Raw genomic sequence first — 21,815 nt, forward strand, 5'->3', positions numbered from 1 at the left:
GGATCGCAACCTTGTATCCAGAGTGCGGAGTGTCTGGAAGTCATGAAAAATAGATGGTTCTCCAAAGACTGTTTGAGCGAGATCTTAAAATAATCGTCGAATAGGATGCGCTCTCTTCTGATCTCAATTTCCTCTCGGCTTTCATATTCATGGACGCATTCCAGTGGTATCTCAATGCTTACTACAACAAATGACGCTGAGATGTAATGTCTTATGTCCATAATAGTGATGCTTGATTTTGTTTGGGTTGTTGTTTTAGCCGTTCGGTAGTGTCCGTTCAATGGGCCATTTTTTATTGAATAGGTGGTGGGGGTGGAATTTTGATTTTTTCCCTATTTTTTAGTTATGAGATTTTTATGGAATATAGTTTAAGCAGGTGTTCTGCAGTGTCGATATTTTGCAGAGGGAGAGACTATCATAAGAGGATTTTAATGTGTTCTTGTTGTGGGGGTAGTGTTGAGGTTAAGGTATAGCTAATATTTTGTGGCATTGTAAGCTGAGCTTCCATTTTGGGTTGCTTTTGCAATATTGGATTGCAGTTTCAGTGTTTTTTGCGATTTTTGGTCCGTCCATAGGTTGAAGGTAAAAGTGGTCGAAATTCAGATGTTCAAACATATTTGGCATTGAGTTTGTTTGTGGAAAAACAAGCTTAAGTTCGTCTCCATTAGTTATTTTGAGTGCGGTATTTGATTTGGGGCTTACACAGAGCCAATCTATCCCTAAGGGAACTGCAACGGTGCCATTGGTTTCAACGGCAATACTGAAGTTTAGATTGTGCAGAGCGTCTACCAATGCTTCGTCGACTTGAAGTAACGGTTCTCCTCCAGTCAATACCACATATTTATGATCTTGATGAGATATCGGCCAAAACGAATCAACGGCATGGGCAAGAGCTTCCGCATTTTTGAATTTATCCCCACCTTGACCATCTGTTCCCACGAAGTCCGTGTCACAGAATGTACAGATCGCGCTAGCCCTGTCCTGTTCCCGTCCCGACCAGAGGTTACATCCTGAAAATCGGCAGAATACCGCGGGTCGACCCGCTTGGTTACCTTCCCCCTGAAGGGTGTAAAACATTTCTTTGATACTGTAAGTCATGTTTACTCACCTGATTCAAATGGGTGGCGAGTGCATTGATCCGCCACCGCTGAACCATCGTCAATCTCGTTCTTGAATGTACTGCTCATACCCAGTTTTGCGTAGTTCGCAAGCTGGGCACGTTCCACACCCGTAACCCCATTCATGTTTCTGCTGTCGAGTCCCGAGGTAGCAGGTGTGGGACTCTTCTTGAATCAGGCTGACAAAATCGCGATTACCTAGTTCTTCGGCCAAACGCCAGGTCTGAGCTTTATTGAGCCACATTAAGGGAGTTTCAATGATCACGGGAGCGTCCATCCCGAGGCTCAAGGCCACCTGGGTGGCTTTAAGGGTGTTGTCCCGGCAGTCTGGGTAGCCTGAGTAGTCGGTTTCGCACATTCCCCCAACCAACACAGTGAGGCCCCGTCGGTAGGCAATCGTGGCTGCGAACGTCAAAAACAGCAGATTCCTACCGGGTACAAACGTATTGGGAAGTCCATTCTTTTCAAACTCTATGGTTTTCTCAGCGGTCATCGCCGTATCGCTGATCTGGCCGAGTAATTTGAGGTCAAGCACGTGATCCTCACCGAGTCGCTTGGCCCAGTTCGGAAATCTGTTACGTACCTCCTGCAAGATATTCAGCCGACATTCGAGTTCGATTCTATGCCTCTGGCCATAATCAAAGCCAATGGTCTCGACGTGCTCGTAACGTTCCAGCGCCCAGGCAAGGCAGGTGGTGGAATCTTGTCCGCCTGAAAAAAGAACTAAGGCTTTGCTGTGCATACTGCTCTCCTCGGAACTGGGTCTGATTTAGCGCCGTTTCAGTTCTTGCTTGAGTTTTTCGGTCAGATACTTAGTGAGCAATCCGATATCAGTGGGCGTGTTCTGAATACCATTCCAGGGGCGGCGGTCGGTTTCAGAAATGTGCCAATCACCACTTGTCCATGCCGTATGAGGTTTCAAAAGTTTTAGACCTTTGATAAAGCCTTCCTTGCTGGTTGTGCCTTGATCGGAGTAAAGCAACTCCATAACGAAGCTCAAAGACACCAGGCCCGCCCCGTGCTTCAAACGTGAATTCCTGGGCGCTAGTCCTTCCCATTCCGATTTGAAAACTACACGCACTGCATGGAAGAAGTTGTTGATGAGTTCGATGCTGCGCCCCTCAAAGTCATCAAACTTCATGAAACTACGAATTGCGCCATCATTCGCAGAGTTCATCACGAACTTCTGCATCGCCATGTCGCTTAGTACTCCTTTGGGATTCGTATGTTGCTTGATCTCGCCAAATAGAGAGGAGTTAGGCAAAAAATTCAACAAATCAATAATGCGAGCAGCAAATTTACGACTGGTGAACCGTTCTGGCAGGCCGTCAACAGTCGGTAAAAGCTCATAGATCAGCGATTTTGGCAGCGGTCGCGTATTGTTGATGAGCACAAATTGCTGCCGCAACTCGTTGTAATCTTTACAAATTAATGCCGATACGAATACCTGGAATCCAGGTTTCTCCATCGTGGCAAGGGCACTGAGTCGTTGTTGTCCATCGACCACGAAGCCTGGCTTGGATTCGGCAGTATCAATAACGATTTCTACAATACCCTCGCCGAGGTCTTTAATCGTTACCCCATCCAGAAAGGCCAAGATAATTGCGTTAGGAAGTAATGCATCGTCGCGCTGAAGATAGTCACGAATATCTCTGATGTGCGACGCGACTTGATGGCGCTGAAAGCCTTTGAGGTGACCTTCTTCATCGCGGCCGACTCTCTCAATTTCAGAGAACTCTAAAATTTCATTTGGAGTGGCCGCAAACGAAAATACATCATGCCCGGAGGCCTGTTGGGCGCGCACACCCTTAAATCGATAGATCATTGTTTCGAAAGTTCCAGAGTTTTCTGAAGGTGGCGGTGGTACACGCCTAAGTTATGAAATCCGCGTCTTTTGTTTCGATTGCTGGCTCGAAAGATAATAGTTTCGATACCCGCTGACTGACAAATCGAACATTGGCATTTTTGCCACGGTTTATCTCTCAACGTGGGTGAGATTAGTCGGACGTGCTTGGCGATTTCTTTTTCCATTTCTAATGATGACGATATTGAGCCGGAAAGAGTCAGTCGGAGATAGTCTACTAGCACGGCTAAAGTTGAATCAAAGTCGAGCAGGTTTTTATCGTAGTCGCGGATTGCTAGCAACGCTGCTTTTTCTTTGATTTGTAACTCTTCTGCGCTCAGAGTGCCTTTTTTTATTCCTTGCATCAGGCGTGGATTTTCAATCGCCTGCGGAATGCGAATAGCTGTGTAGTAATCCAGTTTGCTTGTATTGGTACCCATGTAGTAATTACACTTCGCATCTTTAAATGCGCGTATAAGGGGGGAGGTTGAGTCAAAACTGGTAATGCCATATCCGGTGAATTCATGGATGTTCTCAGCTTTAGCAAAACCCAGCAGATGAATATTTGTCTCGGGCTTAAGGACCGCTCGAAGCTCTTTCAGAACCTCATGGATTTGATCGACTTTCAAAGGTACTAGACCTCCGATCGCCAAGTAGCGATAACCCATGTCTTCGAGTTGTTTTGCCGCGTTCGCCATGCTTTGAGGAGACCAACCCTGCACCGCGCCCAGGGGTTCGAAGGGCCACTCCGCCTCCTTCACTAAACGCAGAAACTCTTGCGCATTTTTGAGCGTGATTTCATACCGAAACAGCACATCCTCCGACTGGCTCAGCGCTGGCGGATTGCTGGAGTCACAGTTGAATATGATGTGGTCTGGCGAGCAGCCATGGGTGAATCCCGCATCCGAGTAGAACTCTACTACTTCGCTTGGGCTATACGCAGGGGTAGGGTGTTCTACATAGGCAAAAGCCCCGCAGTCCCCTAGGACCATAGTATCTTTGAACTGAATGCCATCGAGTCGTAGAAATTTGCGTGCGCCTTCTCTCAAGAAGCGCTGCTGCTCGGAAGTCGAGTACCGAACCTTTGAATTAGCGACGCCATTTGCAGGTCGCACTGCGCTCATCGAGACCAAGAGCCCATCATAAGGGACGGGGGTCATCATTTCGTGCGCATACTGGTCATCCCAGTATCTCTTCCGGCCCGGCGCATTTCGATCGTTGATGAAATCGTAATCCGGGTCTACGTAGTCTTGGGTGTCGGCGTATAAAAATTTCATTGGTGAGCGCTGGTCATATAGAGGCGGATCAAGGTTTCTTGCAGCGCCTTGATATCTTGAGGGGTGCTTTGGATTTCATTCCACTGGACATTAATCATCGGCCACTGACCTGATGTCCATGCGCAGTAAGGGGCTACTCTGGCCAGTTCTTGTAACACGGCTTCGTAGGTTTCGCGCTGACCACCGATCTTGGCGTAGATCCGATCCATGAGCACGCCCATGGCGATGATTCCCGCTGAGTGCATAAGTCGACTGTTCTTCGATTCAAGTCCCCACGCCTCTGGAAACGTATCACGCACCGCTCGCCAAAAGGTCGTCAGTAGGTGGTACATGGACTCAACGTTCGCCGCACCGTCGATGCTGGAGGTGTAGGGAGCCAACGCCCCCAACGGATTACTGATGCTATTGCGGATCATCGTTATTACAGCGGTGTCAGTGATCACCGCTTTGCTATTTTGCTCGGACGACCGCTTTATGAGTTTGTGGAATGGGGAGTTGGGATCGCGGCTAAGAAGCCCGCACAACTCAGCTGGTGCCTTGCGAGCACTCAGTTCGCGGGGCAAAAGGATGCTGCCTGTCTCCGGCAGTAGTTCGTTGATCAGTCGAGTGGGCAAGGGTTTGGCCTTGTTGACCAAAATAAATTGCTCGCGCTGGGTGGTCAGGCTGTCGGATACAAAACCGATCACTGGCACAGGAAGATCCGAATTGGCCGCTTTCGCCAACGCCAATGAGCGCTGTTGCCCGTCCACGATCCAGGCAGACCTCATTCCTTCCTCCCTGATAGGGATCGTCAGCGTACCCGCTTGCGAAAGCCCCGCATCGCCTGTCGGCTTACTTCCGCGTGCTGCAACAAAACGCAGGTCAGGAGACAGCGCTAAGATAATTGCATTGGGAAAAAGTACATTTCCCTGATTGAGGTACTCAGTGATCCCTTTGACATGACTCTTAATCTCGGGGCGCTGAAAACCCTTGAGGGGACTGCTGTCTTCGCGCGACAGGCGGCTGATGTCGGCAATTCGGACCAGGTCAGATCCCCTGATGAATAATGCATACACATCAAGGTTGTCGCCTTGCGTGGTGCGTAGTGCACGCACCACAATCGCATCTTCGCTCGTCATGCTTTGCTCTCTATGCTGTCTTGACCTTTGATGTCCTGCCAGATCCTCCGAAAGCGCGATTGCTCGCACGACACCAGGGCCTCGTCCCTTAAGTAGCGTAACAATCGGGTCGAACTGCCTTGGTAGTCAGCCCACACACACTCAAGCATGTAGGCAATTTCACTGTCCGATGCGCGCCGCCGGATGGTCGTTTTTGCTAGGGATAAAAGATCCATCGCCGCGCTGACGCTCTTTCGAGCGATCTCAGCAGGAGCACTCGACAGTTCAAGAATCTCAATGAAATGACGCAGGGCTCTCTGAGGGAAATCGTTGCGAGTGCCTGGTAGTGTTGAGGTTTCAAGGCGTTCGTCATATGGCATCGCGATGGGTCGTAAATGGCTGGGAAGCATCTCGATGCCTGGGCGCGAAGTGAAAATTCTGAGCTTGTCGATCTGCGTGTCCCTGATTTTTCCAAGGTCTTCGCCTATCAACTGGACATAGTTTGAAGAGAGAGCAATGAGCACCAAGTCGATGTCGGGTTGGCTGACGAGGTCCGCTAGGGCGCTTCCCTTTGATTGGGTGACATTCACGGCTTCCCACCAATCTGATGCGCGCACACCCAATTTTTCGAGACGTGGGATGATAGAATTCGGATCCTGAGCCACCGTCAGGTTGTAGGGTGGACATCTCTGATCGCCTTCAATCAACCCTAAGCCGGTCGACGCAAACATTAGCTTCGCGTTCAACTTCGTTGCTACGCGCCTCGCGTCAGAAACGCTTCTGCCCACGTAAAGTGAAGATGCCATCAGAGTGGTGGGACGTTCGTCTATTTGCCCCTTCCACGCCTTTGCCATGGCTGCAATCGATGAATAACACTCGTCGTTCAGCACCACCGGCGGCAGGCCGTCGAGACGTTTTCGATTGGTGCAGTTGGTGATGATGACGGTTCTCATGGGAAAACTGTAGGCCTGTTTTGACGGATGTTGCATTTATCCGAGGCTGACAATTTACCATTTAATAACTGTATGGGCCAATGCGCTTAGGCTAGTTTTTATGCGGAAGGGTTGGTATAAGAGCCTCAATACTGCTGCTACCCCTCTTTCTGGGGGGCCGTTTGATGAAGGAAGAGACTCATTGCTTAAGTTCAGCGCAATCAAGGCGTTACAGAGCCCAACCCACCAAGTGGTATCGTTTGCGGCTACCGTTGAGCAGATTTTGGCGATCGCTAGCATCGACCGAGTCAAGCGTGATGATCGTGGCGCCCTTCATGGCTTTCAGCGGCCACAGGTGTCCAAGCACATACGAGAGATCCGCGACTACCTCTCCCGTCCCGATGCGGTAATGCCCAATGCTGTGGTGTTAGCGTTTACCAGTGGAGTCCGGGTGGTGGAAGGAAATGGAGCCTATGCAGAAATTGAGGTGGATATTTCATCCGGCCCTCCTGGGTTCGTTGTGGATGGTCAGCAGCGCCTATCTGCGTTAGCTGGGCTCGAGGGGAGTTCGTTCCAGCTACTGGTGTCTGCTCTAGTGTGTGAAAATCAGGAAGAGCTTCGCCGGCAATTCATTCTCGTCAACAACACCAGTCCATTACCGAAATCGCTGGTATATGAACTGCTCCCGTCTGTCAGCGGCCTTCCATTCAGAATGACTTCCCGCGCCCGCGCAGCCCGCATCGTGGAAATGTTGAATTATGACGATCGATCTTCTTTGCAAGGACAGATTAAGCAGCATACCAACCCCTCAGGGGTCATCGGTGATACGTCGCTCCAGAAACTGGTAATGAATTCCCTATCCGACGGTTACTGTCGGGAGGTGATTGAGTTGTCAGGAGGTGAGGATCGGTGTTTCTTGGCTATCAGTGAGTTTTTCCAGGCCGTCCAGGAAGTGTTTGGAAATGCTTGGCATGGTCATACACCTAAAAGCTCTCGTCTGGTCCATAGCGCGGGGATTATTTCCATGGGGTTCGTCATGGAGCAACTGTGTGCCACAGGAGCGCCACTGGCCCCAGTATTCAAGTTAGGCCTTAGAAAGCTCCAAGGATATACAGCTTGGACGCTCGATTCGGGAGAGTGGTCCTTTAAAACAGGTAATCGGCCATGGAATGGAGTTCAGAATTTACATGGCGATATTCATCTTTTGACTGATCATTTGACCAGGGTGGTTCGAAGTTCGGAACTCGTACCTAGCTAACTGGTGCTCATTACTAATATTTAGGAGGCATTATGACTACTTTGGTTTCCTCGGATCTGTCTCCAGCCCTGGCCAGTGACGCCAGTGTAAAAGAGTTCTCAGAAGTCATTCTTCATCTATCCATGGCTTTTCAGGAGGCATTGAGGAGGCTTGCAGGGCAGGACGAAGCTTTCCCTTCGGAAGGCTATGGCATGCTGACTGAAGCCTACGGTTTGCGGACGCGTGCGAATATTCTCTACCTGACGCCATCTACCCATGTGGTGCAGGCATTAAATTTTTCCCAAACTGCTATGTTGGGGAAATTCGAGGAAATATTGAATTGTCTGAGTGATGTAACCGACTTGCACACGGTTAACTCCATTTTGGTTTCCGTGATCACCATTGCATCAGCGCTGGGTGAGGGGCGAGCCAAAGTTGTAGAGTTTTTGTTTGAAACGTTATGCGTCGACCTTGAGTCTTGGAAGGTTTAGTCTAGCTATTTTGTTTTTTGTCGCGTGAGATACGGGAGGGATCTGTGGAGATTTTTAAAGAGTTCGTTTTTGAGGCCGCTCATCGACTGCCCAATGTTCCAGATGGGCACAAATGTGGGCGTCTGCATGGTCACTCCTTTCGTATTGCAATTTATATTGATGGCCCTGTCGATAGAACGTCGGGTTGGGTCAGGGATTTTTCCGAGATAAAGGAAATCTTCGCGCCTCTGTATGAACGCTTAGATCACAATTATCTTAATGAAATTCCCGGATTGGAAAATCCGACGAGCGAGGTTTTAGCCGTTTGGGTTTGGCAGGAGCTAAAGCCATTGCTTCCAGAACTATCCGCAGTACGTATTCACGAGACATGTACAAGTGGATGTATTTATAGAGGGCCAGAGGTATAACCACTCTCGTGTAAAGAAAGTGGAACTATGCGCATTGTGTAGTTTACTGGATAGGTCTAGGCTTTCATTGTCGAGTTTAGTGGCAGTTTTCTTGTCTGGCTCGACACTCGCCCTGTAGGGAGGTGGATATGGTAAAGCCTAACAACGGTCGAGGTAAAAGTGCTAGACTTGCTCAGACTCTTTCACCATATTCTCTTAAATGGTACCAGGCGAAGATTGCTTCTTGGGACTTTTCGTGGTCATTTCGAATGGCTACCCGACGCGAAGTATCATCTGGGGATGACGCTATCCAAGAATTCGCGGTCCTCACTTTCAAAGGTACTGTGATTTATCCAGAGGAATTTAAGTATCCGGAGATAGAAATTCAATTGGTGGAAGGTGTTACCTTGATCCAAAATGAGAGTATTACTCCAAGTATTGGCTCGATGAGCGCTAATGGTCGACTGCTCTCGGTCTACGTCTCAGTTCCTGTGGAACGGATAAAAACATTGGTGTCCGTTGCACCTCGAGTGCTGGTTGTTGATTTTCATGCATCTCCTCTACGTTATCGTCGAGCATTGGTCGTGTCGATACAATTAGATACTGACGTGGAGTAAAGTTTGGGCACTGATCAAGGCGTATGTATCGATTGAGCAAGGCAGGTCATGGTGTCAGGCTATCCCGTGCTAAAGGTGCTAATTTGGCAACGTTGCACTGCACCGAAACTCAGTTTGTCGGCGCTGATTGAAAACTGACCCACCCTGCCGATTGAAAATTGACCCAGGGCGGATTGCTGATTTTTGCATCAGCAATTGTGGATAAGCTTAGCAGCAGTGTCCCGGTGATAGATGCACGAGCCCGACCGCATGGAGACATGCGGCAGGGTATTTTCGGTGCAGATCAAAACGGCGCATCGTCCTCGGCATCATCATCGTCTTTGCGCTTTCGTTCACGTGATTTGATCTTGGTCTGGGCGACCAAGCTGCTGTGTTGCAGGCGGTAGGACTCATTGCCCGTTTCGACGATGTGGCAGTGGTGTGTCAGCCGATCCAGCAACGCCGTGGTCATCTTGGCGTCACCAAACACACTCGACCATTCCGAGAAGCTGAGGTTGGTGGTGATCACCACGCTGGTGTGCTCGTACAGTTTGGACAGCAAGTGAAATAACAGGGCACCACCGCTCTGGCTGAAGGGCAAATACCCCAGTTCATCGAGTATCACCAGGTCTGTTCGTAACAGCCCTTGAGCTATGCGGCCCGTCTTGCCGTCGTACTTCTCGCGCTCCAGCAGATTGACCAGATCCACCGTGGAGTAGAAGCGCACGCGCTTGTTATGCGTCGTGATCCCGGACACGGCCAAGGCGGTGGCCAGATGGGTTTTGCCTGTTCCAGGCCCGCCGATGAACACGACATTCTGCGCGGTATCGGTGAACTCCAGGTTGGACAGATCCCTGACCAAGCGGGCGTCTGCGCTGGAAGCGCTGAAGTCGAAGCCGGCCAGATCGCGATGCATGGGGAGTTTGGCCATGTTCATCTGATGATTCACAGAGCGTACGGCGCGATCTGCATGTTCCTGTTGAAGCAGATGTTCGAGCAGCCATTTCGATGACGCCGTCGAGGCTTCTCCTTGGGACGTCAGTTCTTCCCAGGCGCTGGCCATGCCATGCAGACGCAGTTCTTTGAGTTCCGCCATAAGATCACGCATTGCGAGTCTCCTCATCGGTGGTACGGAGCCGGTCGTAGCGCGCCGTATTGGCGACAGGCGCTATCTTGAGTTGAAGGCTGGTTTCGGCGGACGGAGGGGCTGCTGTCGATGTCAGTCGAGCCAGGACATTCAGGATGTGGTCAGCGCTCAAGCTGCCTGATTCAAGTACCAACTCCACAGCCACCAACACGGCATCGAGCCCGGCGATGGGAACAGCCGCCAGTACCTGCGTCATGATTCGATCACCGTTGGTGTGACGCCTCAGACCGCGTTTTAGCAGTTGCAACGGCTTCGGCAGATCAGCAAACGGAGCGCCATTGCGCAGCGCTCCCGGCTTGCGCTCGATAAGCGGGATGTAGTGCTGCCAGTCGAAGCTGACCTGGTCTCGATCAAAGAGACGCTCGTGACTGGCAATCGTCGTTTCATCGGCGATGACAACCACCCGGGAAGGATACAGACGGCTGCTGACCCACTGGCCGACCCGCTCACACGGCACAGAGTAGCGATTTCGCGCCACGCTGATCAGGCAGGTGCTGGAGACCCGCACGGTGCGTTCGACATAGCCATCAAAGGCCGTGGGCATTGGCATCATTTCGACCCGTTCCAACTCCAGGACGTCCGCCACCGTCAGCCCGTTGTACTGCGGGTGCACCAGCTCGCTCCAGAGCGCACGACAGCGTTGGCCGAGCCAGACATTCAGTTCTTCAAAGGTGTGGAACATGCAGTTTTGAGCATCGAGCCAGATGCGCCGCCGGCTGTCCTGTACGTTCTTTTCGACAATGCCTTTTTCCCAGCCAGAGGCCACGTTGCAGAAGTCCGGATCGAATAGGTAGTGGGCACACATGACGGCAAACCGGGCATTGACCGTGCGACCTTTGCCTTTGTTGACCTTGTCGACAGCCGTTTTCATGTTGTCGTAGATGCCGCGACGCGGCACCCCACCTAACGCGCCAAACGAGCGGGTATGGGCATCGAACAACATCTCGTGGCCTTGGCTGGGATACGCAACCAACCAAAATGCGCGACTGGCGCACAGCTTCATGTGGGAGACCTGGATGCGTCGAAACAGGCCACCGATCAGCAGACCTTCTTCGCTCCAGTCAAACTGGAAGGCCTCTCCGAGTGCAAACGTCAGCGGTACAAAAGCGCGTAAAGACTTGCCTTGCTCACCTCGCCACGAACGTACAAACGCTGTGAGCTGGCTGTAGCCGCCGTCATAACCCTCGGCCTTGATCTGCTCGAAAAGTGCTTTGGCGCTCCTGCGGTTGTGCTTTGCCCGGAACGAATCGGCCTTCAGCGCCTGTTCCAGCGTCTCGTGGAATGGGCTGAGTTTGTTGAAGGTTGCGCTGCGCTGGTACGCCGGCTGAGTTGCTTCGGGCGCTCTGACCCATTTTCGGATGGTGTTTCTCGACAGCCCGGTACGCGTGGCTATCTGATGCAGCGAGAGCTTGTCGCGGAAGTACATCCGCCGGATTTTTCCCAACATTTCCATGCTGATCACCCTGTGTTCTCCTGCTCGAAAAGTGAGCAGAAGCAGTTGAACACCTGGGTCAGTTTTCAGTCGGCAGAACAGCCTTTACTGGGTCAGTTTTCGGTCAGCGGCAACACATTGCACATCAGCAGCAGCTTTTAGCGGCCTGGTCGGCCCTTCGGCTCAAATACGGCGACTTCGATTCTGAGGACTATCCGGGTTGAGCACTGTGTCGGCATGCACCTTTAAATTGATCGTTGGCGCTCGTGGGATAAATCTTGTTGTCCGTGTAAATCTGAGCGGATGATAGACCGCTTTTGGCCGATTTCTGCCTGTCGCTACCGACAGCAACGAGCAGCTCTCAATCGATCATGTTACTAAGCATGCTTGGCAGATCGAGTGCAAACGCCTGGTCAAGTGCAGTTCAATCGAGCGGTCAGTACCGATGCAATCAGGTAGTCAAAGTGGGGTGCAATTTCGCAACAGCTATGCCGCTTCGCATTGGACGCGCATCGACGAAGCCGCCCGTTCGCCGAACCGGGTCGCAGTCAGTTGCTAAGTCGGCAGAGGTCCGAACGCGCGGTATGAATCGACCAGGGCATCGAAAAGCGAGATATCCGAGCGACTTCTAGCAAAGAGCTGGGCACCGAGAATAGCTGCGAAAATTGCACGTGCTCTAGATTCACTCTCACTTGATTCGCACACCTTCGCAGCCAATAGAAGCTTGCTTAGCCATGCAATGTTGACATCAGCAAAGGTCTGAATTTCTTTTGTCATCTCAATGGGCAAAGTATCGGTTTCAGCGCCCATGAAACTGCCCAGGCAGAGACGATTGTCGGCCTCAAGCGATCTTCGGAATATTTCAGGAAAGCGACGCAGAGCGTCAATCGGAGACGGGCTTTCTGATTCGATCGTCTCGAGCGCGAGCGCACCGTCCTCCCAATATCGTTTGGCAACGGCAATACCCAGATCGGCTTTGCTTGGAAAATGGTAGTAAATACTCGCCGCTTTGATACCAACATCTTGCGCAAGGTCGCGGAAATTCAAACCATTGTAGCCCTGTGATTGGGCAATTTTCTTGGCCGCCAACAAAATGGCTTCCTTGGAGTTGACGCTCATCTTGGTGCCTTTCGTCTTGGGACGATCTCTTAAATAGGGAAAGCTAATTTACAGCAAAGACCTACCTTTTGACAGGTAGATTGTCAGTGAGAGCAGTGAGTTCAATCTGACTTGGGTGCTCAGACAGAAGCCGTGCCATCATGGTTCAGCAAGCAGCATCGCCAGTCGATACCAGCGACGTGACGAGCTCCCTACGGTCACCGAGAAAGCCAGGGGGGCGGCGATCTCGGCGCGCCGGAGTTTCCATTGAGAAGCTGTTATTGGGCTGGCGAATCCAGCTCAGGAATGCCGCTGTTGTGATCAGCGTAGGCAGCTTGGAAGCTTGGACGTTTTGTCCAGCGCTGCCAGTACGCATCTAGGAACTCAAAACGCTCGTCCAGTGGAGTGGCATTGACCGGGAATTTCGAGAAGGCAATCGCGGTTGCCAGGGTGATGTCCGAGAAGGTCGGGGCATCGCCGCCGAGCAGCCATTCGCGGCCGTCTGACAAATGACGATTGACCAGTGCAGCGTGAGCCAAAGCTTCCTTGCGGCAGTGTTCGCCCCAAGCCTCATTCTTGGTCAGTTCTAGCTTGAAGCCGAGTCCGGTGTGCAACACGTGAAACGCTGTAACGATGCGGTACAGGATGTGCACCCACACCCGGTTATCCCACATGTTATCCAGACCCTGTTCCAGTGCGGTCTCTCCCATGATCTTGCGACCGGGATACTCTTGGTCAAGATAACGAACGATGGCAGCCGTTTCGGAAATGTAGCTACCGTCAGCCAGTTGGAGGGTGGGAGTTTCGCCCCACGGGTTCATATTCAAATGACGCCAGCCACGCTGTTCGCCTACAGGGGACATGTCATAGATGGTCTCGGCAAATTGGTCAGCGATGCCCTTTTCGTGCATGAACAGACGCAGACGCTGTGGGTTCGGAAAGGCCGAAGGCGAAGTGAAAAGCTGAAGTTTAGTAGTCATGGTCGATCCTACAGATTGGTGGCCGGGCTGCCTAACTAACGTTAGGTATACAAACCTTAGCGGGAGATTCGATGCACGTCAACACCTATCTAACATTTGTTAGGTGAAAGTTTTTTGATGGGAATTTTCTGGCTGCATTGGTTCGATTGAGGTGAATCGCTCGCTTCAGCGGGAAAGGGCGGGCAACCTAACATCGGTCGCGAGTCTCACTCGCGTTATCCCAGCTGCGTAACTGCATGGACTTGACCACCCACCGCAATCCTCAACAAGAGCACCTTGCTCACGCCGTCGTCCTAAGATGAATTCGTCAAGGCGTGTCTACCGGACGGTGATCTATTTGAATCATTTTCGATGATTATTCGACAGTCAGCTATTGGCCGACTGCTGCTGTTGTCAATAGATGAAGGCAGTCTGAGGAAGCCGTCAACGGTCGAGTTGCAGAAGCAATTTTTAGGCAGTCACCCAACGGGATTTTTTGGATACTTTTACCCGCGTAGGCATTAAGCAGCGCGGGCCATGTGATCCCCAGACGACGTCACTCCGGCGCCATCAGCACCGCGAGTGTCATTTTGATGAACTCTTCGTTTTTGCTGATTGTGTCTAGCGCACCACGGACGTTCTCTGCAACTTCAGCAGAACCGCGATGCTCGACCCAAAGTGTTAACTCCATGATGGCAGCTTCGAGGGCGAGTTGGTTTTGATTGATCTTAAAAAGCAGGGAAGGGAGCAGGTCTGAATTAGTCATTGGTTATCCTCCGTGTGAGGACAGCGTAGCAGCATGAGAATTGGAGATGACCAATTGTCTACACGTTACGATTAGAGCCCATTCAAAGGCGTGTTTCCTGAGTTTTATATCGTCGCCCACTACTCAGACCACCAACCTTTCTCTACCTGTCCGTAGTGTGAGCCACTGAACCAGCTTTCTAGCTCTACGTCCAAAGCGGTAATTAATGCCAGATTCTCTTGCAGAGGATCCAGGAGATCAGCCTGCTTGCGAGCCCAATCGATCCAGGGTTGTGCCATCTCTGGGTCTGCTGATGGGGCAATTTTCAGCCGATCTTCTACCGCTTTTATGAAGGCTCGTAGCCGACGATCAGCATGCGGATCATCAGTTCAGGATCAATCGACGGACGCCCAATCGGGCTATAAAAATCGGCGAGGTAATGGCGCAGGTCGCTCAGATCGAGACATTGATCAATGCTGCGCAGAAGGTGATTGGCTGGGATGTGATCTTCAAGGTTGAACGAGTAAAACAGTCGCTCCTGCCCACTCGATAACTGTCCCATCATGCTGCCTGCTTCCCTGCTTCCCTGCTTCCCTGCTGGCCAATGCAGAGATTTTGCCGCAGGCCAGACAGGGGAGCTACTTTTGCAACAGAGTCGCCCAAAAGCAGGTATTTATGGACTACTGCTGCCGACCCATTGCAGAAGGTCGCATCGGCAGAAACTGACCGTTTTATGGCTGTCTACAACAACCGCAATCGACCAAAAATGGTCAGAGGAATCCGATACTTTCAGGTATAGGCATTGCCTATATAACGTACTGGAAACGTCCTGTTCATCCCCCCGCGTAAAGAGCGCAACAATGCTCCACGACACTCGGTATCCGATGCTCTGATTGTGCCCCTTCCAACCGGCGACCTATTTCGCTGGTCTTTCTGTCCGACAGGAATTCCACACCATGAAGCTTTGCTGGATTCATCCCACGGGCCGCAATTCGGCTCTTGAGCCGTTGTGGAACACTATCCACGACACGCTCTGCGGCACGCTGGCGCTTGGTACGAAGCTTGATTTTCGCTTCCTCGACAACAGCGGTGGTTTTACCCGTTCGCTGTACGCCGAACATCTGAACTCGGTACTCATGGTGGAGGCGGCTATCAAGGCCCAGTCTGACGGTTATGACGGAGTGCTCCTCGGTTGCTGGAACGATCCACTGTGGGAGGCCAGGGAAATGCTCGATATCCCAGTGGCATCGGTCGGCGAACAGTCGATGCTGGCGTCGCTCGCTATGGGACAGCGATTTGCGGTAATCACCGTGTCGGAGAAAACCGCAGTGGCCATCGAGCGTGACATCATCGGCTATGGTCTGACCGAGCGTTGCATCCGCCGGCCGGTGCGCTCGATCCAGCCATTTTCGGATGCCCAATTACTGCTGGAGACTACGCATTCGCCGGACGAACGTTTTATTCCGAGGCTGGAAGCCGTGGCGCGGCAATGCATCGCCGATGGTGCGGACGTCATTCTGGTGGGCTGCGCTTATTATGGGCCGCTGTTGCGGCGTGCCGGTTATCGGCAGGTGCAGGGCACGGACGTTCCGGTAATGGATTCGTCAACGGTGGCGCTTAAATGCCTGGAGGCCATGGTGGGTATTGCCCAGTGCACCGGGTTGGTAAAAAGCGGTGCAAACCTGTTTGCCGGTATTGCACCAGGGGCCATTGCCCAAGCGCGTAAGGCGTTGGGTCTTTTGCCTATCGGCGATTAAAAAATAAGATCGCAGCCTCGTTGCACTCGACAGCTAATCCTCGGACTTACGTTCTGTAGGGGCTGTCTAGCGAAGCGAGGCTGCGATCTTGTTTCAGACGCTGGCGCTCAGGGTTTTGATGTCATGCAGCAAAATCTTTTCGTTGTCCGAGTAGTCCACGGGGCAATCAATCACATGAACACCTGGGGTTTGCAGGCACTGGGTGACCAACGGGGCGAAATTCGCTGCGCTTTCTACCCGGTGGCCATGGGCGCCGTAGCTCTGGGCGTATCGCACGAAGTCCGGGTTGCCGTAGTCCAGACCGAAGTCAGTGAAGCCCATCTGTTGCTGCTTCCAGCGGATCATGCCATAGGCGTCGTCGCGTAGGATGATGATGACCAGGTTCATGTTCAGTCGTACGGCGGTTTCGATTTCCTGGCTGTTCATCATGAAACCACCGTCACCGCAAACCGCCACGATTGGCGTGTCGGGGTATACCAGGCGTGCGGCCATGGCTGAAGGCAGGCCAGCGCCCATGGTTGCTAGGGCGTTGTCCAGCAGCACCGTATTGGGCATGTAGGCCTTGTAGTTGCGGGCGAACCAGATTTTGTAGATGCCATTGTCCAGCGCGACGATGCCATCGGATGGCAGCACTGCGCGCAGGTCCGCCACCAGTCGCTGCGGGTACACCGGGAAACGCGCGTCGTCGCTGCCTTCGGCGATATGGGCCTCATTGGCTTCGCGGATAGTCAGCAGGCGTTCGAAGTCCCAGGTGGGCTGCACTTCGATGCTTTCCTTGATTTGCCAGACAGCGTTGGCGATGTCGCCCACCACTTCAATCTGCGGGAAGTATACCGGGTCGACCTCGGCGGAGCGGAAGCTGATGTGCACCACTTCGGTCCCACCACGGACCATGAAGAAGGGCGGCTTCTCGATCACGTCGTGGCCGATATTGACGATCAGGTCGGCTGACTCCAGCGCACGATGGACGAAATCCCCCGCCGACAGCGCCGCGTTGCCGAGGAAGCGCGGATGGCGCTCGTCCACCACGCCCTTTCCCATTTGCGTAGTGATGAACGGGATGCCGGTTTTTTCGATCAGTTGGCGCAAGACCCGCGCGGTCATTTTGCGGTTGGCACCGGCGCCGGTCACCAGCACCGGGCTGCGCGCCTCTTCAAGCTTGGCCACGGCGGCACTGATCGCCTTGTGTTCAGCCACGGGGCGCCGGCTCAGACTTGGGGCAATCGGCGTGCTTTCGGTGTATTCGGCGGCGATGTCCTCTGGAAGCTCCAGGTGTACCGAGCCTGGTTTCTCTTCTTCGGCCAGGCGAATGGCTTCGCGGATGCGCGACGGGATGTTATCCGCCGAGGCGAGTTGGTGGGTGTACTTGGTGAGTGGCGCCATCATCGCGCACACGTCGAGAATCTGGAAACGACCCTGCTTGGATTTCTTGATCGGTTTCTGGCCGGTGATCATCATCATCGGCATGCCACCCAGATAGGCGTACGCACTGGCAGTTACCAGGTTGGTCGCTCCGGGACCTAGGGTCGACAGGCACACACCGGTCTTGCCAGTGAGGCGGCCATAAGTTGCGGCCATGAAGCCCGCAGGTTGCTCATGACGGGTCAGGACTAGCTTGATTGATGAGCGCGAAAGTGAGTCCAGCAGGTCCAGGTTTTCTTCACCGGGAATACCGAACACGTACTCCACACCTTCGTTTTCCAGACACTTCACAACTAACTCGGCAGCTTTGATCATGATGGGGTCAGCCTTTTTGCGGGTCAAAAAAAGGCCGCGACAGGGTCGCGGCCTCTGTGGTGGTGCGTGAACGATTAGTCGGCGACGATGGCGTAGGTTTCGATTTCGACTTTCTGCCAGGGCCGCAGCATCGAGTCCACCTGGATCAGGCTGCTGGCCGGGCGGATGCCGTCGAACACTTCGCTGTGGGCCTTGGCCACAATCGCGGCATCGTTGATGTCGCGCAGGTAGACCACGGTGCGTACCACGTCCTCAACGCTCATCTCGGCTTCGGCCAGGACCTTTTTCACTGTGCCGAGAATGGCCTGGGCCTGTTCGTAGGCATTGCTGTGTTCGTAGTCGGGCGATGCGCATGTGCCGGAAATGTGCAGATGGTTACCCACGCGCACGGCGCGGGAGTAACCGAACACCGATTCATACTGGCCGCCCGAAGAAATGTTTTGCCGTGATGTTGTTTTGCTGGTCATGTCGTGTCTCATTTTGGAAGGGGTTTACCGGTGGAGTCCTTGACGAACAGGATCGATACGAGGCCGACCATGGCACCGGCGATCAGGTACCAGGCGGGAATCATCTGATTGCCGGTGGTGGAGATCAGCCAGGTGTTGATCAGCGGGGCGGTGCCGCCGAACAGCGATACGGCGATGTTATAGCTGATGGCCAGGGCGCTGTAGCGAACGCGGGCACCGAACAGTGAAGTCAGGGTCGCCGGCATCGCACCTTCAAAAAATAGTTGCGACAGGGTCAGCGTCAGCAGAGCTGCGAACAGGAAGCCGACCTGCCCGGTGTGCAGCAGCATGAAGCAGGGGAACGCCATCACGATCAGCAGCACACAGCCGCAGGTGATCATGCGATTGCGTCCGAAGCGATCAGCCATATGCCCGGAAACGGGGATCAGGACGAGCATGAACAAGGTGGCTGCCAGACCCAGGGAAAGACTGAAGCTGTTGCTGTAGCCAAGCACGTTCTCCAGGTAGCCGGGGATGTAGCCAAGGACGATGTAGTAGGTGACGTTGAATACGGTCACCAGCCCCATGCACTTGAGCATCTGCGGCCACTCGCTGACCATCAAGCTGAATAGGTTGGTTTTCTCGCCAGAGGTCGACTTTTGCAGGGCTTCGTTCTTTTGGATTTCCTTGAAGACCGGGGTTTCTTCCAGGCCCAGTCGCAGGTACAGCGCAATCAGGCCGAGCACACCACCGATGGCGAAAGGCACACGCCAGCCCCATTCGCTCATGGCTTGTTCACCCAGCCCCAGTGTAAACAGGCTGACCACCGCACCACCGATCAGGAAGCCCGAGATGTTGCCGAACTCCAGCCAACTGGTGAAGTAGCCGCGGCGCTTGTCCGGGCTGTGTTCAGCGATGAAGGTGCAGGAACCACCGTATTCGCCGCCGGTGGAAAGACCCTGTAGCAGTCTCATCAGTACCAAGAGAATGGGCGCGAATATGCCGATGCTGGCATATCCGGGGATCAAGGCGATGGTGAAGGTCGCGATCGCCATTAGCGAAATGCTGAGCGACAACGCGGTACGACGCCCGTATTTGTCGCCGATCGGGCCAAAGATCAAGCTGCCTAGCGGACGGATAAGAAACCCGGCGGCGAAGGTGGCGTAGATCGCCATCAGCTGTGTGGCGTGATTTTCAGAGTGGAAAAACGTCTTGCCGATGATACCGGCCAACGAGGAGTACAGCGCAAAGTCGAACCATTCGACCATGTTGCCAAGTGTCACACCGATGACAGCTTTTGACAGGCGCTTGCGCGATTGCTCGTCGGGTGCACGGTCGCTGGAAAACTCGGGAATTGCCGTAGCGTGTAATTCGCCCATGATATTGCCCTCTGGAATAATTGTAGTGAGGCAGCAGTCAATAGGAGGAGCAGGCCCACGTCTGACGCGTGGGGCCTGCGCTCGGGTCAGCGCATGAATACACCCCCGGCGATGCACAGCGATTCGCCAGTGATGTAGGAAGGTTTGGCACTCAGTTGCCAGACCCAATCAGCGATTTCTTCAACGCGCGCCGCGCGTTTCAATGGGATGGACTCGATGGCGGCTTCGATGCGGCCGCCGGCACGGGTCCCTTCAGTGTCGACCCAGCCAGGCGCGAGGGCGTTCACCACGATGTTGTGGTCGGCGAGTTCGATGGCCAGGGAGCGTGTCATTGCCACCACTGCGGCTTTTGAGGCGCTGTAAAGGAGTTGGTTTTTGGAGACGGTGAAGGCATCGACCGAGGCGAAAAATACGATGGAGCCACCACCGGCCGCTTTTAGGTGACGGCTGCCGATGCGAGCGATATTCAATGAGCCCAGTACGTTGATATCGAATATTTTCCGGTACAACGACTCGCTGTAGCTTTCCAGCGACGAGGTGGGGAAGATCCCGGCCGCGTTGACGATTGCCCGCAGGGGTGCCTTGCCGTCAAGGGCCGCGTCGATGGCGCTGGTCAGTGCTTCTTCGCGGGTAATGTCGCCTACGACCGGTGAGAGCAGGGCGCTGGCAGCTTGCTTGCTGGGTGTCACGTCGACGGCGACGACGTGCCAGCCTTCATCCTGGAAACGTTGCGCGACGGCCTGGCCCATGCCGGACGACGTGCCGGTGACGATCACGCTGGAGTGAGGTGCATTGTTCATGGTGGTCATCCGATCAGGCGATTGCAGGGAGGGGTTGGGGTAGTAGTGCAAGTTCCATGACATCCAGTTGGCTCTGGGTGTCCTGGTAGTTGCTCAGCCATTCACGCTTGACGATATCAATGCGAGATTCGGCCATTTGCAGCTTGGCGAATTTTCCGGCCAGGCCTTTCATGCCGGCGGCGCGCAACTTAAGGAACCGCATGACCAGTTTGGTCTGGTCGCAATACACTGGCCATTGCGGGCCGCGCGGGGCACCCAGGCCGATGTAAAACAGACCTTCCAGGTTGGTTGGCAAGGTCATCGCCGCGGTGCGCAACGGTGCGCCGTTGCGCCATTGCAGCAGGCTCTCGTCGAGGAACGGCAGGCGCGTATTGAAACCGGTGGCCCAGACGATGGTGTCGTAGTCACCTTGGCTGCCATCGGTGAAGGTGACGGTTTTGCCTTCGATGTGCTCGATGCCCGGGGCGACCTTGATACGGCCATGCTGGATCCAGTACAGCAGCAGGGTGTTGACCACCGGTGGCTGGGCGTCCAGGTCGTAGGTTTCCGGTGCGGGCATGCCTGGGTAGTTCTTGTGGGTGCCGACGCTGGCCATGATCAGCATGTTCATGACCATGTTCTGTTGCTCGGGCGGCAGTTGCCCGAGGAAGGGCAGCTCGCCGCGCGGCACACCGAAAATAGTCTTGGGCTGGAACAACTGGCCGCGACGGATGACTATGGTTGTGTCCAGGCGGGCCTGCGCCGCATCCACGGCCAGGTCGCAGCCAGAGTTGCCGAAGCCGACGACCAGGACTTTGCCTTTCACCTGCTGCACATTGCGGTATTCGCCGGAATGAATGGAGATCCCGGTGAAGCCCTTGCCCACTTCCGGAACCTTGCAATCCCACAGGTGACCGTTGGCAACCAGTACGCCGGCGTAATGCTTGCTGGTGCCGTCGCCGAGCGTCATTTGCCAACCGGCTTCGCCGTTTTCACCCAGCGGAACGAGACTGCGCACTTCGATGTTGAACGAGATTTTCTCGCGCAGGCCGAAGGTGTCGGCATAGTCGTTCATGTACGCCTTGACCTGGTCGCGGCTAGGGTAAACCGGATAGTCGGCAGGCATGGGGAAGCCGTCGAAGCAGGAGCTGCTTTTCGGAGTGATCAGATGCAGGGCATCGTAGTCGGTGTTCCAGTGACCGCCGATGTTCCCGGACTTCTCGAAACAGTCCACGTGGAAGCCGGCGTCGGTCATGGTCTTCAGGGCGGCAAGGCCAGCGGCCCCGGCGCCAATGATGCAATAGTGATTGGACATTATGACTCCCCATTCCTCGAACGTTGGAAGCGCCTGTTGTTGGC

Annotated in this window: 21 protein-coding genes and 1 pseudogene; 5 read left to right on the forward strand and 17 right to left on the reverse strand. The window is 53.7% G+C overall.

Going from position 1 to position 21,815, the window contains the following annotated elements:
- Window positions 1-462: 462 nt before the first annotated feature.
- The 6 genes from queE to KW837_RS06095 are packed head-to-tail and all read right to left on the reverse strand — an operon-like array spanning window position 463 to window position 6,288.
- Window positions 463-1,098: a 7-carboxy-7-deazaguanine synthase gene (gene queE / locus KW837_RS06070; protein ID WP_218394883.1), complete on the reverse strand. Its 636-nt coding sequence runs from the start codon at window positions 1,096-1,098 to the stop codon at window positions 463-465.
- 60 nt (window positions 1,099-1,158) lie between these two features.
- Window positions 1,159-1,860: a 7-cyano-7-deazaguanine synthase QueC gene (gene queC, locus KW837_RS06075; protein WP_218394884.1), complete on the reverse strand. Its 702-nt coding sequence runs from the start codon at window positions 1,858-1,860 to the stop codon at window positions 1,159-1,161.
- 27 nt (window positions 1,861-1,887) lie between these two features.
- Window positions 1,888-2,943 (reverse strand): DGQHR domain-containing protein DpdB, encoded by a 1,056-nt coding sequence (gene dbpB, locus KW837_RS06080; RefSeq protein ID WP_218394885.1) that lies wholly within the window; start codon window positions 2,941-2,943, stop codon window positions 1,888-1,890.
- Complete coding sequence (gene dpdA / locus KW837_RS06085; RefSeq protein WP_218394886.1) at window positions 2,940-4,238, reverse strand: tRNA-guanine transglycosylase DpdA; 1,299 nt, start codon at window positions 4,236-4,238, stop codon at window positions 2,940-2,942. Before dpdA ends, dbpB (KW837_RS06080) begins: the two co-directional genes overlap by 4 nt.
- Window positions 4,235-5,356 (reverse strand): DGQHR domain-containing protein DpdB, encoded by a 1,122-nt coding sequence (dbpB, locus tag KW837_RS06090; protein WP_063340402.1) that lies wholly within the window; start codon window positions 5,354-5,356, stop codon window positions 4,235-4,237. The genes dpdA and dbpB (KW837_RS06090) overlap by 4 nt, the downstream gene beginning before the upstream one ends.
- Window positions 5,353-6,288 (reverse strand): hypothetical protein, encoded by a 936-nt coding sequence (locus KW837_RS06095; RefSeq protein ID WP_131815873.1) that lies wholly within the window; start codon window positions 6,286-6,288, stop codon window positions 5,353-5,355. The genes dbpB (KW837_RS06090) and KW837_RS06095 overlap by 4 nt, the downstream gene beginning before the upstream one ends.
- 181 nt (window positions 6,289-6,469) lie before the next feature.
- Between KW837_RS06095 and dbpB (KW837_RS06100) the strand changes: the two genes are divergently transcribed.
- From dbpB (KW837_RS06100) to KW837_RS06115, 4 genes are all read left to right on the forward strand, one after another.
- A complete protein-coding gene (gene dbpB / locus KW837_RS06100) occupies window positions 6,470-7,525 on the forward strand; it encodes a DGQHR domain-containing protein DpdB (protein ID WP_095974524.1) in 1,056 nt (351 codons plus the stop codon).
- Between the two features lie 32 nt (window positions 7,526-7,557).
- Window positions 7,558-7,995, forward strand: a complete 438-nt coding sequence (locus tag KW837_RS06105; protein ID WP_102623980.1) for a hypothetical protein — start codon at window positions 7,558-7,560, stop codon at window positions 7,993-7,995.
- Between the two features lie 44 nt (window positions 7,996-8,039).
- Complete coding sequence (gene queD, locus KW837_RS06110) at window positions 8,040-8,402, forward strand: 6-carboxytetrahydropterin synthase QueD (RefSeq protein ID WP_218394887.1); 363 nt, start codon at window positions 8,040-8,042, stop codon at window positions 8,400-8,402.
- Between the two features lie 128 nt (window positions 8,403-8,530).
- Window positions 8,531-8,998 (forward strand): hypothetical protein, encoded by a 468-nt coding sequence (locus KW837_RS06115; protein ID WP_218394888.1) that lies wholly within the window; start codon window positions 8,531-8,533, stop codon window positions 8,996-8,998.
- A gap of 283 nt (window positions 8,999-9,281) precedes the next feature.
- Here KW837_RS06115 and istB read toward each other — a convergent pair whose 3' ends face one another.
- The 6 genes and pseudogenes from istB to KW837_RS06145 all read right to left on the reverse strand — a co-directional run.
- Window positions 9,282-10,085, reverse strand: a complete 804-nt coding sequence (istB, locus tag KW837_RS06120; RefSeq protein ID WP_218394889.1) for an IS21-like element helper ATPase IstB — start codon at window positions 10,083-10,085, stop codon at window positions 9,282-9,284.
- On the reverse strand, window positions 10,078-11,577 hold the full coding sequence (istA, locus tag KW837_RS06125; protein ID WP_218395161.1) for an IS21 family transposase: 1,500 nt from the start codon (window positions 11,575-11,577) through the stop codon (window positions 10,078-10,080). The genes istB and istA overlap by 8 nt, the downstream gene beginning before the upstream one ends.
- A 534-nt stretch (window positions 11,578-12,111) precedes the next feature.
- A complete protein-coding gene (locus tag KW837_RS06130; RefSeq protein ID WP_218394890.1) occupies window positions 12,112-12,675 on the reverse strand; it encodes a TetR/AcrR family transcriptional regulator in 564 nt (187 codons plus the stop codon).
- A gap of 257 nt (window positions 12,676-12,932) precedes the next feature.
- On the reverse strand, window positions 12,933-13,634 hold the full coding sequence (locus KW837_RS06135) for a glutathione S-transferase family protein (RefSeq protein ID WP_076030804.1): 702 nt from the start codon (window positions 13,632-13,634) through the stop codon (window positions 12,933-12,935).
- Between the two features lie 535 nt (window positions 13,635-14,169).
- Window positions 14,170-14,379: a hypothetical protein gene (locus KW837_RS06140; protein WP_071495989.1), complete on the reverse strand. Its 210-nt coding sequence runs from the start codon at window positions 14,377-14,379 to the stop codon at window positions 14,170-14,172.
- Between the two features lie 337 nt (window positions 14,380-14,716).
- Window positions 14,717-14,923: pseudogene (locus KW837_RS06145) on the reverse strand (IS5/IS1182 family transposase); the annotation flags it as partial.
- 391 nt (window positions 14,924-15,314) lie between these two features.
- Between KW837_RS06145 and KW837_RS06150 the strand changes: the two are divergent.
- Entirely contained in the window at window positions 15,315-16,115 is an 801-nt protein-coding gene (locus KW837_RS06150) for an aspartate/glutamate racemase family protein (protein WP_218394891.1), read from the forward strand.
- A gap of 93 nt (window positions 16,116-16,208) precedes the next feature.
- Here KW837_RS06150 and KW837_RS06155 read toward each other — a convergent pair whose 3' ends face one another.
- The 5 genes from KW837_RS06155 to KW837_RS06175 all read right to left on the reverse strand — a co-directional run bounded on the left by KW837_RS06155 (window position 16,209) and on the right by KW837_RS06175 (window position 21,771).
- The gene (locus tag KW837_RS06155; protein ID WP_218394892.1) at window positions 16,209-17,852 is read right to left on the reverse strand and encodes an acetolactate synthase large subunit; all 1,644 of its coding nucleotides are present in this window, start codon (window positions 17,850-17,852) and stop codon (window positions 16,209-16,211) included.
- Between the two features lie 74 nt (window positions 17,853-17,926).
- Window positions 17,927-18,319, reverse strand: coding sequence for a Rid family hydrolase (locus tag KW837_RS06160; protein ID WP_218394893.1), 393 nt, complete (start codon window positions 18,317-18,319; stop codon window positions 17,927-17,929).
- Window positions 18,320-18,327: 8 nt separating this feature from the next.
- Window positions 18,328-19,677 (reverse strand): MFS transporter, encoded by a 1,350-nt coding sequence (locus tag KW837_RS06165; protein ID WP_218394894.1) that lies wholly within the window; start codon window positions 19,675-19,677, stop codon window positions 18,328-18,330.
- Between the two features lie 86 nt (window positions 19,678-19,763).
- Entirely contained in the window at window positions 19,764-20,477 is a 714-nt protein-coding gene (locus KW837_RS06170; RefSeq protein WP_218394895.1) for an SDR family NAD(P)-dependent oxidoreductase, read from the reverse strand.
- Between the two features lie 13 nt (window positions 20,478-20,490).
- Window positions 20,491-21,771 carry an NAD(P)/FAD-dependent oxidoreductase gene (locus KW837_RS06175; RefSeq protein WP_218394896.1) on the reverse strand — a complete coding sequence of 427 codons (1,281 nt, stop codon included), beginning with the start codon at window positions 21,769-21,771 and terminating at the stop codon, window positions 20,491-20,493.
- Window positions 21,772-21,815 lie beyond the last annotated feature (44 nt).

It is taken from the genome of Pseudomonas sp. PDM24 (genome assembly GCF_019218905.1).
In the GTDB taxonomy this organism is placed as follows: domain Bacteria; phylum Pseudomonadota; class Gammaproteobacteria; order Pseudomonadales; family Pseudomonadaceae; genus Aquipseudomonas.

What these genes read in the sequence shown, in the direction of transcription:
- queE (WP_218394883.1), bottom strand. Translation starts at nt 1,098, where the DNA reads ATGACTTACAGTATCAAAGAAATGTTTTACACCCTTCAGGGGGAAGGT.
- queC (WP_218394884.1), bottom strand. Translation starts at nt 1,860, where the DNA reads ATGCACAGCAAAGCCTTAGTTCTTTTTTCAGGCGGACAAGATTCCACC.
- dbpB (WP_218394885.1), bottom strand. Translation starts at nt 2,943, where the DNA reads ATGATCTATCGATTTAAGGGTGTGCGCGCCCAACAGGCCTCCGGGCAT.
- dpdA (WP_218394886.1), bottom strand. Translation starts at nt 4,238, where the DNA reads ATGAAATTTTTATACGCCGACACCCAAGACTACGTAGACCCGGATTAC.
- dbpB (WP_063340402.1), bottom strand. Translation starts at nt 5,356, where the DNA reads ATGACGAGCGAAGATGCGATTGTGGTGCGTGCACTACGCACCACGCAA.
- KW837_RS06095 (WP_131815873.1), bottom strand. Translation starts at nt 6,288, where the DNA reads ATGAGAACCGTCATCATCACCAACTGCACCAATCGAAAACGTCTCGAC.
- KW837_RS06105 (WP_102623980.1), top strand. Translation starts at nt 7,558, where the DNA reads ATGACTACTTTGGTTTCCTCGGATCTGTCTCCAGCCCTGGCCAGTGAC.
- KW837_RS06115 (WP_218394888.1), top strand. Translation starts at nt 8,531, where the DNA reads ATGGTAAAGCCTAACAACGGTCGAGGTAAAAGTGCTAGACTTGCTCAG.
- istB (WP_218394889.1), bottom strand. Translation starts at nt 10,085, where the DNA reads ATGCGTGATCTTATGGCGGAACTCAAAGAACTGCGTCTGCATGGCATG.
- istA (WP_218395161.1), bottom strand. Translation starts at nt 11,577, where the DNA reads ATGGAAATGTTGGGAAAAATCCGGCGGATGTACTTCCGCGACAAGCTC.
- KW837_RS06130 (WP_218394890.1), bottom strand. Translation starts at nt 12,675, where the DNA reads ATGAGCGTCAACTCCAAGGAAGCCATTTTGTTGGCGGCCAAGAAAATT.
- KW837_RS06135 (WP_076030804.1), bottom strand. Translation starts at nt 13,634, where the DNA reads ATGACTACTAAACTTCAGCTTTTCACTTCGCCTTCGGCCTTTCCGAAC.
- KW837_RS06140 (WP_071495989.1), bottom strand. Translation starts at nt 14,379, where the DNA reads ATGACTAATTCAGACCTGCTCCCTTCCCTGCTTTTTAAGATCAATCAA.
- KW837_RS06150 (WP_218394891.1), top strand. Translation starts at nt 15,315, where the DNA reads ATGAAGCTTTGCTGGATTCATCCCACGGGCCGCAATTCGGCTCTTGAG.
- KW837_RS06155 (WP_218394892.1), bottom strand. Translation starts at nt 17,852, where the DNA reads ATGATCAAAGCTGCCGAGTTAGTTGTGAAGTGTCTGGAAAACGAAGGT.
- KW837_RS06160 (WP_218394893.1), bottom strand. Translation starts at nt 18,319, where the DNA reads ATGACCAGCAAAACAACATCACGGCAAAACATTTCTTCGGGCGGCCAG.
- KW837_RS06165 (WP_218394894.1), bottom strand. Translation starts at nt 19,677, where the DNA reads ATGGGCGAATTACACGCTACGGCAATTCCCGAGTTTTCCAGCGACCGT.
- KW837_RS06170 (WP_218394895.1), bottom strand. Translation starts at nt 20,477, where the DNA reads ATGAACAATGCACCTCACTCCAGCGTGATCGTCACCGGCACGTCGTCC.
- KW837_RS06175 (WP_218394896.1), bottom strand. Translation starts at nt 21,771, where the DNA reads ATGTCCAATCACTATTGCATCATTGGCGCCGGGGCCGCTGGCCTTGCC.